Annotated in this window: 10 protein-coding genes; 8 read left to right on the top strand and 2 right to left on the bottom strand. The window is 66.1% G+C overall.

Going from position 1 to position 12,667, the window contains the following annotated elements; genetic code table 11:
* Positions 1–32 precede the first annotated feature (32 nt).
* Positions 33–1,976, bottom strand: a complete 1,944-nt coding sequence (locus tag C5F44_RS12875) for a 5'-nucleotidase C-terminal domain-containing protein (RefSeq protein WP_107673945.1) — start codon at positions 1,974–1,976, stop codon at positions 33–35.
* Positions 1,977–2,266: 290 nt separating this feature from the next.
* Here C5F44_RS12875 and nudC point away from each other — a divergent pair, with 290 nt between their 5' ends.
* Entirely contained in the window at positions 2,267–3,208 is a 942-nt protein-coding gene (nudC, locus tag C5F44_RS12870) for an NAD(+) diphosphatase (protein WP_107673944.1), read from the top strand.
* A gap of 55 nt (positions 3,209–3,263) precedes the next feature.
* On the top strand, positions 3,264–3,743 hold the full coding sequence (locus tag C5F44_RS12865) for an SRPBCC family protein (protein ID WP_107673943.1): 480 nt from the start codon (positions 3,264–3,266) through the stop codon (positions 3,741–3,743).
* A gap of 9 nt (positions 3,744–3,752) precedes the next feature.
* Here the strand turns inward: C5F44_RS12865 and C5F44_RS12860 are convergent, their stop codons facing one another.
* The gene (locus C5F44_RS12860; RefSeq protein WP_107673942.1) at positions 3,753–4,595 is read right to left on the bottom strand and encodes a prephenate dehydratase; all 843 of its coding nucleotides are present in this window, start codon (positions 4,593–4,595) and stop codon (positions 3,753–3,755) included.
* A 169-nt stretch (positions 4,596–4,764) separates the two neighbouring features.
* On the opposite strand from C5F44_RS12860, the gene C5F44_RS12855 reads away from it, so the two are divergent.
* The 6 genes from C5F44_RS12855 (at position 4,765) to C5F44_RS12830 (ending at position 12,601) form a co-directional block, all read left to right on the top strand.
* Positions 4,765–5,292: a c-type cytochrome gene (locus tag C5F44_RS12855; protein WP_107673941.1), complete on the top strand. Its 528-nt coding sequence runs from the start codon at positions 4,765–4,767 to the stop codon at positions 5,290–5,292.
* Between the two features lie 162 nt (positions 5,293–5,454).
* Positions 5,455–7,362, top strand: a complete 1,908-nt coding sequence (locus tag C5F44_RS12850; RefSeq protein ID WP_107673940.1) for an extracellular solute-binding protein — start codon at positions 5,455–5,457, stop codon at positions 7,360–7,362.
* A 24-nt stretch (positions 7,363–7,386) separates the two neighbouring features.
* The gene (locus C5F44_RS12845) at positions 7,387–8,556 is read left to right on the top strand and encodes a microcin C ABC transporter permease YejB (protein WP_107673939.1); all 1,170 of its coding nucleotides are present in this window, start codon (positions 7,387–7,389) and stop codon (positions 8,554–8,556) included.
* A 3-nt stretch (positions 8,557–8,559) separates the two neighbouring features.
* Positions 8,560–9,669 carry an ABC transporter permease gene (locus C5F44_RS12840; RefSeq protein WP_107673938.1) on the top strand — a complete coding sequence of 370 codons (1,110 nt, stop codon included), beginning with the start codon at positions 8,560–8,562 and terminating at the stop codon, positions 9,667–9,669.
* Positions 9,666–11,372, top strand: coding sequence for an ABC transporter ATP-binding protein (locus tag C5F44_RS12835; RefSeq protein ID WP_107673937.1), 1,707 nt, complete (start codon positions 9,666–9,668; stop codon positions 11,370–11,372). Before C5F44_RS12840 ends, C5F44_RS12835 begins: the two co-directional genes overlap by 4 nt.
* A complete protein-coding gene (locus C5F44_RS12830) occupies positions 11,369–12,601 on the top strand; it encodes a glycosyltransferase (protein ID WP_107673936.1) in 1,233 nt (410 codons plus the stop codon). The genes C5F44_RS12835 and C5F44_RS12830 overlap by 4 nt, the downstream gene beginning before the upstream one ends.
* Positions 12,602–12,667: the final 66 nt, after the last annotated feature.

Here is a 12,667-nt window from a genome sequence, read left to right as displayed (position 1 = left end):
AGGGCGCGGGCCGGCCCGGGCGACATAGCGCATCACAGGTGCAGACGGAAGCGCCGGAACCCCTGCTCGGTCAGCCCCAGCGGTTCGGGGCGCAGATGCGCCACGTCGGACAGATGCGCCGCTGCGCCGGTTCCGCTGTCGAACAGCACGCTGGCCCCGGCCAGCGGCGCCAGCGACCAGCCGGCGCCCTTTGCCGGTTCAAGGGGCGGTCCGGCGGCAACAAAGGCGGCCAGCGCCTCGGTGCACAGGGTGCGGGGCAGGCGGATCTCGGTCCCCGGCCCGCCGTGCCCGCCCATGCGATAGCTGTTGGTCACCAGCACCAGCGGCATGGCGCGGGGGACCGGCTCGCCCGCAAGGCAAAGGTCGCGGATGCGGCTGCCGGGGCTGCGCGACAGGTCGATGCGGAAGGACAGCGCGGGCGCCAGTTCAAACTCGAACGGCGGGAAGGTGGGGTCGATCAGGGGCTGGTCGGCGCGGCCGGCCCGCAGGGTGCGGAACAGCCGGGCCGAGTGTTCGAGCCGGGCCAGAAGGTCGGCCCCGGTTGTCAGCACCGCGCGCAGGCTGTTGGGAAAGGGGTAAAGGTCGTGCACATGGCGCACCGACAGCGGGCCGGGCCGGATGTCGGTATAGTTCAGCGGCCCGCCCCGCCCGCCGCAGCGGAAAGGGGTAACGGTTGCCACCAGCGGCAGGGCGGCTTCGGGCCGGCCTGACAGCAGGCGCCGCACGGTGGCCTCTTTCGCCGCCGCGACCAGCCGCATCGCGGCGGTATCGGCCACATGGGCGAAATGGGTGGTCAGCGGCACCGCCGTCTGGCCCAGCCGCCGCCGCGTCCAGGCCAGCGCGGCGCGGTGATCGTCGCCGATGGCCGCCCGCAGCGGCGCCGCATGGCGCCGGATGGCCGGGGCCGACAGTCCGGCCACCACCTCGGACGCGCTGATCGCCCGGCCGATGCCCCCGGCTACCCGCCAGCCATGCGGGCCATGGGTCAGCTCAAGGTCGATCATGCCCAGATGTGACCCGGAATGACCGGGCTGCACCGTTGGCGTGCCGCAGACCCGCCCGGCCTGGGCGTCGATCCGCGGATCGGCGATCCGCAGCGCGGCGGCCGGGCCTGGCGGAAAAACCTGATGGGTGTGCCCGGCGATCACGGCATCAACGCCGTCCAGCGCGGCAATCTCGGCCGCGACCTCGCCCGTCTTGGTGCCTTGCCCTGGCAGGGCCAGGCCGGAATGGACCAGGCAGATCACCACATCGGCGCCCTCTGCCCGCATTTTCGGCACCCAGTCCCGCGCGGCGGCCAGCATGGGCCGCACCCAGACCCGCCCCGACAGCCAGTCGCCGGCCCAGTCCAGCGTTTCCGGCGGCGTCAGGCCAAGCACGCCAATGCCGATGTCATGCCCGGCGCCGCAGCGGTCGCGCAGGTGTCGGGTCAGCAGCACCCAGGGTGGCACCAATGTGCGGTCGGCGGGCGTGCCGGCCCCCGGCCGCAGCACAACGGTGGCCGAAACGGCCGGAAACCGGGCATCGGCCAGCGCCTGCGTCAGCCGTTCCAGCCCGTAATCGAATTCATGGTTGCCCAGCCCCACCGCATCATAGCCCAGGGCATTGAAGGCGGTGATCGCGGGATGCGGCCGGTTGCGGTGCCGCCCCCGCGGGTGCGAGGCCATCTCGGTCAGGGCGGTGCCCTGCAGGAAATCCCCGTTGTCAAGCAGGATCGAGTTTGCCGCCCCCGCCCGCGCTTCGGCAATCAGCGCGGCGGTCTGCGCCAGCCCGGTGCCGAACAGGGGCCGGTTGGCGAAATAGTCATAGGACATCAACTGCCCGTGCAGATCTGATGTTGCCAGCACCCGCAGGTCAATCTGGCAGGCCGGGGCCATCTGCAAGGGGCCGGAGGGCGGTTCGGGCTGCGGCCCGCCACCGCCATCGCTGGCGGCGCAGACAATTCTTGGGCCTTCGCAACGGAGTGCCTTTTTCATCTTCCGATTGCCAGCCTGGCAAGCGGATCTGACGGGAATTCGGTGCCCACGGGCGCACAAGTCCTTTCAGACGGCTATGTTGTGGCAACTGAGGCGCTGATTAAAACTCGTCTTATAGTTGTTTTATGATCCGGCCAAGGGCAAGGGTCTCCGATGAATGCCGCCATGCCGGGCAGAGAGTGTTGCGCCGGTGCCGCGCCACCGTGGCGCGAAAGGCGCAATCTGGGGGCTTTATCGCCCGCCCGCGCCATGCGATCCAAGGCGCGGCAGCACGAAGGGGGCGCAGGGCGATGCAGGATCAGGTCGGAATGGCCTTTGCCGGATCGGGGCTGGATCGCGCCCATGCGCTGCGCGGCGACCCTGCCGCCCTGGCCGATCTGGCGCGCGGCGGCCGGGTTCTGCCGGTCTGGCGCGGCCGGCCGCTGTTCGGGCCTGGCGGCGCGGGCTGGCTGCCCGCGGGGCATCCGGTGCTGGCGGAGGCGGCCGAAACGGTGTTCCTGGGTCTGCAAGACGGGCAGGGGCTGTTCGCCGCCGATGTTTCTGCGCGGGCTTTGGCGGACACCACCGAGGGATCGGTTTTCGATGCGGGCGACCGGACCGACCCCGAAGCCCCGCCGCAGCATGTGTTCGGCGACCTGCGTCAGCGCATGGCCACCCTGGACGCGCGCGATGGCGAACTGGCCGCCACGGCACGGGCCTTGCTGGAATGGCACCGCGGCCACGGCTTCTGCGCCCGCTGCGGCGGCCGCAGCGTTGCGGCCCGGGGCGGCTGGCAGCGGCAATGCCCGGCCTGCGGCGTGGAACATTTCCCGCGCACCGATCCGGTGGTGATCATGCTGGTCACCCTTGGCAACCTTACGCTTCTGGGCCGCAGCCCCGGCTGGCCCGAGGGCATGTTCTCGTGCCTGGCGGGGTTCGTCGAACCCGGAGAGACCGTCGAGGCGGCGGTGCGCCGCGAGGTGGCCGAGGAAACCGGCGTGCGCTGTGGTGCCGTGCGCTATGTCACCAGCCAGCCCTGGCCGTTTCCTGCGTCGCTGATGTTGGGCACCCGGGCCGAGGCGGAAACCCGCGACCTGACGCTGGACCCGGCCGAAATCGAAGAGGCGCTCTGGATCAGCCGTGAAGAACTGCTGACGGTCTTCGCGGGCCATCATCCCCGCATCCGGGCGCCGCGTCGCGGCTCGATTGCGCATTATCTGCTTGCCAACTGGGTTGCAGACCGGCTGGATTAGTCTATCTCCGAATTGGCCCGGTCCTTGTGCCCGGGGCGAGGCGACGGGACGGAACATGCACTTTATCACGAAGCAGGATATCGAGGCCCCGCTGGACTTTGTCTATCGGACCCTCAACGAGTTTGATCAGTTTGAACGCATGGCCGCGCGCCGCGGTGCCGAGGTGGAGCGTATAGACCGGCTTCGTGTGCCCGGCCCCGGCGCGGCCTGGCGGTTGCGCTTTGCCTTCCGGGGCAAGCCCCGCGTGCTGACGATCCGGGTGGACGACCTGCAGGAAGACAGCCTGATGGTGTTCGGGCTGGAAAGCAACACGCTGGACGGCAGCAGCCGGATCGACCTTGCGGCGCTGGCGCCGCGGCGGACGCGAATCACGATCCTGACGGAAATCCGGCCGCGCACCCTGGGCGCGCGGGTGATGCTGCAATCGGTGCGGCTGGCGCGGGGACGGGTTCAGAAAAAGATCGACGGGGCCAGCAGCAAGCTGGCCGCCATGATCGAGGAACGCTGGCGTGCCGTCCAGCGCCGCGGATACTGAGCGCAGTCCCTAATCGCGGGCTCGGTCGGCGGGATAGACGCCGATGATGCTGACTTCCTTCGAGAAGTAGCGCAGTTCCTCCAGCGCGCGGGCGGCAGGGGCATCGTCGGGATGCCCTTCGATGTCGGCATAGAACTCGGTCGCGGTGAAGCTGCCACCGACCATGTAGCTTTCCAGCTTGGTCATGTTCACCCCATTGGTCGCGAAGCCGCCCAAGGCCTTGTACAGCGCGGCCGGAATGTTGCGGACGCGGAAGGTGAAGGTGGTCATCATCCGCTCGGCCCGGCGGCTGTGGTCGGCGGTGCGGCTCATCACCAGGAAACGGGTGGTATTGTTCTTCTGGTCCTCGATATGGCGGGCCAGCACGTCCAGCCCGTAGATCGAGGCGGCCAGTTCGCTGGCCAGCGCGGCGCGGGTCTTGTCGCCGGCTTCGGCCACTTCGCGGGCGGCGCGGGCGTTGTCAGAGCTGACCTTGCCCCGGATGCCATGCGCCTTCAGGAAGCCCGCGCATTGCGGCAAGATCACCACATGGCCATGCGCCTCGGTGATGTCCTCGACGCGGGCCCCCGGCACGCCCAGCAGATTGACATGCACGCGGACAAAGGCTTCGTCCACGATATGCAGCCGCGCGCGGGGCAGCAGGCTGTGCACGTCCGCGACCCGGCCATAGGTCGAATTTTCAACCGCCAGCATCCCCAGATCGACTTCGCCCGAGCGGGTCATGTCGACGACATCCTCGAAGGTGGTGCAGGGCACCGCTTCCATGTCGGGACGGGCCTGCTGGCAGGCCTGATGCGAATAGGCGCCAAGTTCGCCCTGAAAGGCGATCCGTCCGGTGGTCTGGGCAGTCATCTCGGCTGGCTCCGCTGTCTTGCCTGTCTTGTGCCCGTCACTGGCCCCAACAGCCAGCGCCGTCAAGGTTTCGTGACGAAAGCACGGTGTCTGCGCGCACTACGGCTTGCATGAAGCGGGGGTTAGCGGATAGATACGCCGCGAATATCGGTTCTGGGAACGAGGCGACATGTTCGACACGATGACAATCACCAAGGCAGTCGGCGGAACTTGCGGTGCGCTTCTTGCCTTCCTGCTTCTGGGTTGGGCTTCTGACGGGCTTTACGCCATGAACACCGGCCACCATGGCGAAGGCGAGGCCAAGCAGGCCTATACCATCGACACCGGGTCCGCCCCTGCCGCCGAGACCGAGACCGCCGCCGCGGGCGCCGATTTCGCCACCCTTTTCGCATCGGCCGATCCGGCCGCGGGCGAAAAGGTGTTCGGCAAGTGCAAGGCCTGCCACAAGATCGACGGCAACAACGCGACCGGCCCGCATCTGGACGGCGTGGTTGACCGGCCCAAGGCCAGCGTCGCCGGCTTCACCTATTCCGCCGGCCTGCAGGCCATGTCGGGTGAAAGCTGGACGCCCGAGAACCTTGACCACTTCCTGACCGATCCCAAGGCCTATGTCGCGGGCACCAAGATGGCCTTTGCCGGTCTGCCCAAGCCGCAGGATCGCGCCAATATCATCGCCTATCTGGCGACGCTGAAGTAATCCGGCGCCTTGCGCCGTGCGAGGGCCGTGCCGAAAGGCGCGGCCCTTGTCATTTCCATGATTGTCTCTGTCACGGGCGCATCACGAATTCGCGCCTTTTCCATCGACAAGGGCCGCTCTAGCATCTTGAATGACGACGGATTTCTGCGAGGGGTGGCACGGATGGCAGCGGCAGCAGTGGCAAGGACGGCTCAACCCGTTTGGGACGCCTCGGGGTGGCTGTTTGCCGGGGCTCTGGCATTGACCATGGGCCTTACAGCCGGACATGCCCGCGGCGAGACGGTGATCACCTCGCACGGGATTTCCACCTTCGGCGATCTGGCCTTGCCGGCGGATTTCACCCATCTGCCTTACGTCAACCCCGATGCCCCCAAGGGCGGCGAGCTGAGCCAGTGGACCTTTGGCAGCTTTGACACGATGAACCCGTTTTCTGTGAAGGGCCGGGCCGCCATCGGGTCCAGCGTGATGCTGGAAACCATCCTGACCAGCACGGCGGATGAGATCGGCGCCAGCTACTGCCTGCTGTGCAGCACGATGGAATACCCCGAAGACCGGAGCTGGGTGATCTTCAACCTGCGTGACGACATCCGCTTTTCCGATGGAACGCCCCTGACGGCCGAGGATGTGGTGTTTTCCTATGAGCAGTTCCTGACCAAGGGACTGCAGGATTTCCGCACCGTGTTCGCCGAACAGGTGCTGTCGGCCGAGGCGCTGGACCCGCATCGGGTGAAGTTCACCTTCCGGCCCGGAGTGCCCACCCGCGACCTGCCCGAATCCGTGGGCGGGCTGCCGGTGATGTCGAAGGCGCATTACCTTGCCAACAAGCTGGATCTGGAAGAGGCGTCGATGACGCCGTTCCTGGGGTCCGGCCCCTATGTGCCGGGCAAGATCGACATCGGCCGGTCGATCACCTATGTCCGCAACCCCGATTACTGGGGGCAGGATCTGCCCATCAACAAGGGCCAGAACAATTTCGACGTGCTGCGCTATGAATACTTCTCGGACCCGAATTCGGCGTTCGAGGGGTTCAAGGCAGGGGCCTATGCCTTCCGGCAGGAAAACTCGTCCAAGCAATGGGCCGAGCAATACAATTTCCCCCGCATCGCCGACGGCACGGTGATCAAGGCCGAATTGCCCTCGGGGGCCAAGGCGCAGGGGCAGGCCTTCATGTTCAACCTGCGCCGCGAGAAATGGCAGGACCCGCGGGTGCGGCAGGCGATCAGCCTGATGTTCAACTTCGAATGGTCGAACCAGACGCTGTTCTACGGCCTTTATGACCGGGTGAATTCGGTCTGGGAAAACACCTGGATGGAGGCGGAAGGCACGCCTTCGCCGGAAGAGGCGGCGGTGTTGCAGCCGCTGGTGGATCAGGGGCTTCTGCCCGCCACCATCCTGACCGAGCCGGCGGTCATGGCGCCGGTGTCGAACCCCGACCGCCAGCTTGACCGCCGCAACCTGCGCGCCGCCTCGGCCCTGCTGGACGAGGCGGGCTGGATCGCCGGAGATGACGGCAAGCGCCGAAACGCCAAGGGCGAATTGCTGACGATCGAGTTCCTGAACGACAACCCCACCTTCGACCGGGTGATCCAGCCCTTTGTCGAGAACCTGATCGCGCTGGGCGTGGACGCCAGCCTGAACACCATCGACCAGGCGCAATTCGAAAACCGGACCCGCAACCCTTCGTATGACTTTGACATCATCACGGGAAATGCACGTTCGCAGTACTTTTCAGGGGCGGAGCTGAAACAGTTCTACGGATCGGCCACGGCGGATGTTTCGGTCTTCAATATCATGGGGCTGAAGTCGCCAGCGGTGGACAAGCTGATCGAGGTGGTGATGGCCTCGAAGACCAAGGACGAGCTGACCATCGCCACCAAGGCGCTGGACCGCGTGCTGCGCGCCGAAGGGTTCTGGGTGCCGCAATGGTTTAACGCAAAGGACTGGGTGGCCTATTACGACATGTATGAACACCCCGACCCGCTGCCCCCCTATGCGCTGGGCGTCACCAGTTTCTGGTGGTACAACGCCGAAAAGGGCGAGGCGCTGAAAGCCAGGCGCGTCTTCCAATAAAACAACAGACCAACGGGCAGGGACTTGGGCGCCTATATCCTCCGACGCTTGCTACTGGTGATCCCGACGCTGTTCGGGATCATGCTCATCAACTTCGCGCTGACCAATGTCGTTCCCGGCGGCCCGCTGGACCAGATCGAGGCGCGGCTGGAAGGCGACGGCGATTCCATCAAGGCGCTGAGCGGCGGCGGAGATGCGCAGAAGGACGCCGGCGGCGGCGGGCAGGGGCAGGGAGCCGAGGGTGGCTATATCGGTGCCCGCGGCCTGTCACCCGAGTTTCGTGCCAAGCTTGAGGTGCAGTTCGGCTTTGCCCGCATCGTCTGTGACCCCGGCTATACCGGCACCCCCACCGTCAAGGCGCCCGAATGCCACAAGGAGATGATCCCGTTCTGGGAACGCTTCGGCATCATGATGTGGCGCTATCTGCAGTTCGACTTTGGCGAAAGCTACTTCCGCAACATCAGCGTGGTTGATCTGGTGGTGGAAAAGATGCCGGTTTCAATCACGCTGGGCCTGTGGTCCACGCTGATCGCTTATCTGATCTCCATCCCCCTTGGCATCCGCAAGGCGGTGCGTGACGGATCGCGGTTCGACACCTGGTCGTCGGGCATCATCATCGCGGCCTATGCCATTCCGGGCTTTCTGTTCGCCATCCTGCTGATGGTGCTGTTCGCAGGCGGGTCTTACTGGCAGATCTTCCCGCTGCGCGGCCTGACTTCGGACGGCTGGCAGACGTTCAGCCTGTGGCACAAGATCACCGACTACCTTTGGCACATCGCCCTGCCGGTGACGGCGCAACTGATTTCCAGCTTTGCCACGCTGACGCTGCTGACCAAGAACAGCTTTCTGGACGAGATCAAGAAGCACTATGTGATGACCGCCCGCGCCAAGGGCCTGTCGGAAAGCCGTGTGCTGTATGGCCATGTCTTCCGCAACGCGATGCTGATCGTGATCGCAGGCTTCCCCAGCCTGTTCCTGGGCGTGTTCTTCGGGTCGTCCCTGATCATCGAGATGATCTTCTCGCTGGACGGCCTGGGCCAGCTTGGCTTCAAGTCGGCGGTCGAGCGGGACTATGCGGTGATGTTCGGCACGCTGTTCGCCTTTGGCCTGATCGGGCTGGTGGTCGGCATCCTGTCCGACCTGATGTATGTCTTCGTCGATCCGCGGATCGACTTTGAAAAACGGGCGGGGTGAGCCATGGCCCTGTCGCCCCTGAACCAGCGCCGCTGGCGCAACTTCAAGGCCAACCGCCGGGCCTGGTGGTCGCTGATCCTGTTCCTGATCCTGTACGGTCTGTCGCTGTGTGCTGAGCTGCTGGCCAATGACCGGCCGTTGCTGGTGAAGTATCAGGACGGCTATTACACGCCCTTCCTGAAGTTCTATTCCGAACAGACCTTCGGCGGCGACCTGCGGACCGAGGCGAACTATACCACGCCCGAGGTGCGCTGCCTGATCGTGACCGGCGGGTCGCTGGATTGCTGGGATGACCCGGAAGGCATTGCGCTTGAGGCCGAGACGAAGGGCACCGCGTTGGGCCAGCCGGTGCAGAAGGGCTGGGTGCTGTGGCCGCCCATTCCCTACAGCTACAACACCATCGTGAACACCGGCGGCACCGCCCCCGGCGCGCCCAGCGAACAGAACTGGCTGGGAACCGACGATACCAGCCGCGATGTGCTGGCGCGGGTGATCTACGGCTTCCGCCTGTCGGTCACCTTTGCGCTGATCGTGACGGCGCTGAACGCCGTTCTGGGCATCGCCGCGGGCGCGGTGCAGGGCTATTTCGGCGGCCGCACCGACCTGATCTTCCAGCGCATCATCGAACTTTGGGGATCGGTCCCCTCGATCTATGTCATCATCATCCTGACGGCTGTCTGGGCCAAGTCGTTCTGGCTGATGGTGGGGCTGATGGTGCTGTTCGGCTGGACGGCGCTGGTCGGCGTGGTGCGGGCCGAATTCCTGCGCGCGCGCAACTTTGAATATGTCCGCGCCGCCAAGGCGCTGGGGGTGCCCGACTGGCAGATCATGTTCCGCCACATGCTGCCCAATGCCATGGTGGCGACGCTGACGATGATGCCCTTCCTTGTGACGGGCGCCATCGGATCGCTGGCCATGCTGGATTATCTGGGCTTCGGCCTGCCGTCCTCGGCCCCCTCGCTGGGGCAGTTGTCGCGGCAGGCGCAGCAGAACCTGCAGGCGCCGCATCTGGCCTGGGTGTCGTTCTTCACCTTTGCCACCATGCTGACGCTGCTGATCTTCATCTTTGAAGGCGTGCGCGATGCCTTCGATCCGCGGAAGACCTTTCGATGACCCTGCTGGATGTCCGTGACCTGAAGGTCAGCTTTTCGCAGGATGGCCGTATCATCCCGGCGGTCAAGGGGGTCAGCTTCAGCGTTGCCAAGGGCGAAACCGTGGCGCTGGTCGGCGAAAGCGGATCGGGGAAATCCGTCACCGCGCTGTCAACCGTGCGGCTTCTGTCCGACAATGCCACCGTATCGGGGCAGGTGCTGTGGCAGGGCCGTGACATGCTGGGCCTGCCCGAAGCCGAGTTGCGGCATGTTCGCGGCAACGACATCAGCTTCATCTTCCAGGAGCCGATGACCAGCCTGAACCCGCTGCACACGATCGAACGGCAGATCGGGGAGAGCCTTGCCCTGCATCAGGGCCTGACCGGCGACAAGGCGCGGGCGCGGATCCTTGACCTGTTGCAGAAGGTGGGCATCCGTGATGCCGAAAGCCGGCTGTCCGCCTATCCGCATCAGTTGTCGGGGGGGCAGCGCCAGCGGGTGATGATCGCCATGGCGCTGGCCAACGGTCCCGAACTTCTGGTGGCCGACGAACCCACAACCGCGCTGGACGTGACCATTCAGGCGCAGATCCTTGACTTGCTGGCCGATCTCAAGCGCAGCGAGGGGTTGAGCCTGCTGTTCATCACCCATGACCTGACCATCGTCCGCCGGATCGCCGACCGGGTCTGCGTGATGCAGGGCGGCGAGATCGTCGAACAGGGGCCAGCGGCGGATGTCTTTGCCAACCCGCAGCACCCCTATACCCGCAAGTTGCTGGCGGCTGAGGCGAAGGGCGTGCCCGATCCCGTGCCCGCCGGCGCGCCCGAGGTGGTGCGGACCGAACATCTGCGGGTCTGGTTCCCGATCCAGAAGGGTTTTCTGCGCAAGACGGTTGGCCATGTGAAGGCGGTGAACGACGCCAGCCTGTCTGTTCGGGCCGGCGAAACGCTTGGCATCGTGGGCGAAAGCGGCTCGGGCAAGACGACGCTGGCGCTGGCGATCCTGCGGCTGATCGGCTCGCAGGGGAAAGTGCTTTTTCTGGGCCGCGACATCGGCCGCCTGGACGAGACCTGGGACGAGGCCGAGGCCCGCCGCGCCCGCGACCCGGACAGCGACCTGATCAGCGAGGCGAGTGATGCCGCCCTGGCGGCCTTCTTCGGCTCAAAAGGGCGCGCGGCGGTGCGGGCCATGCGGCGGCACATGCAGGTGGTGTTCCAGGACCCCTTCGGCAGCCTTTCGCCCCGGATGACCGTGCAACAGATCATCGCCGAAGGCCTGGGCGTCCATGGTGTTGATCCCCGCCGCAACCGGACCGAGATGGTGGCCGAGATCATGACCGAAGTCGGTCTCGATCCGGCGTCGATGGGGCGCTATCCGCATGAATTTTCCGGCGGCCAGCGCCAGCGCATCGCCATTGCCCGCGCCATGATCCTGCGGCCCAAGCTGGTGGTGCTGGACGAACCGACGTCGGCGCTGGACATGACGGTGCAGGTGCAGATCGTGGATCTTCTGCGTGCCTTGCAGCGCAAATGGGGGCTGGCCTATATCTTCATCAGCCACGACCTGAGGGTGGTGCGGGCGATGTCGCACAAGGTGATGGTGATGAAGGCCGGCGATGTGGTCGAACTGGGCGAGGCGCAGGCGCTGTTCGCCGCGCCGCAGACCGAGTACACCCGCGCGCTGCTGGCGGCGGCCTTTGCGCGGCCGGGTGGCGCGCAGCCATGAAGATCCTGTTCGTTCATCAGAATTACCCGGCGCAATTCCTTCACCTTGCGCCGGCGCTGGCCGCACGCGGGCATGATTGCCGGGTGCTGACCGATGCCTCCAATACCCGCGCGGCTGCCATTCCCGTCTGGCGCTATGCCTATTCTGCGCCCGAGGTCGATGCCGCCGCCTGCCGGCTGGGCCGCAACTACACCACCATGTCCGACCGGGGTGTCGCCGTTGCCCGCGCGGCCCGCATCCTGCGCGAACGGGATGGCTATGTTCCCGACGTGATCGTCGGTCATTCCGGCTGGGGCGAGACGCTGTTCCTCAAGGATGTGTGGCCCGAGGCAAAGCTGCTGGTCTATGCCGAGTTCTACTATCGCGGCCGTGGGGCCGATGTCGGGTTCGACCGCGAATTCGGCCCGCCCAGCCTGGACAAGGTGATGATCGCGCAGGGCCGGGCCGCGCATCTGGCGCAGGCGCTGCTACATGCCGACCGGGGTTTGTCGCCAACCTTCTGGCAGGCCTCGACCCACCCGCCGGCGCTGCGGTCTATGATCGACGTGGTCTTCGACGGGGTGAACACCGAAACCGTGGTGCCCAATGCGGCGGCCCGGCTTACGTTGCCCGATGGCCGGGTGCTGCGGGCGGGCGATGAGGTGCTGACCTTCGTCAACCGCAACCTTGAACCCTATCGCGGCTATCACACCTTCCTGCGCGCCTTGCCCGGCGTTCTGGCCGCGCGGCCGGCAGCGCAGGTGCTGATCGTGGGCGGCAACGCGGTCAGCTACGGCCCGGCCCCCAAGGACGGCAGGGCCTGGAAGGACATTTTCCTGGATGAGGTGAAGGACCAGATGGACCTGAGCCGGGTGCATTTCCTGGGGCGGGTGCCCTATGCCGACTTCCTGTCGATCCTGCAGGTGTCGCGCGTGCACGCCTATCTGACCTATCCCTTCGTGCTGAGCTGGTCGATGCTGGAGGCGATGTCGGCGGGCTGCCACCTGATCGCCTCGCGCGTGGCGCCGGTGCAGGAGGTGGTGCGGGATGGCTACAACGGCCAGTTGGTCGATTTCTTCGATGTGCCGGGCTGGACGCGCGCGCTGACCGAAGGGCTGGCCGAACCCGCCCGCTTTGCCCGCCTGCGCGCCAATGCCCGCAAGACGGTGCGCGATCGCTATGACCTGAACGCGGTCTGCCTGCCGAAGCTGGTGGCGCTGGTCGAAGGGCTGGGTCTCAAGTCAGGCTGACCGGCCTGCTCCTTGCAAAAAAAGAAGGGCAGCAAGGGACTTGCTGCCTTCCTTGTGTTCGGGGGC

It is taken from the genome of Fuscovulum blasticum DSM 2131 (assembly GCF_003034965.1).
GTDB classification, from domain to species: domain Bacteria; phylum Pseudomonadota; class Alphaproteobacteria; order Rhodobacterales; family Rhodobacteraceae; genus Pseudogemmobacter; species Pseudogemmobacter blasticus.
This window is presented reverse-complemented; position numbering and strand designations above follow the sequence as displayed.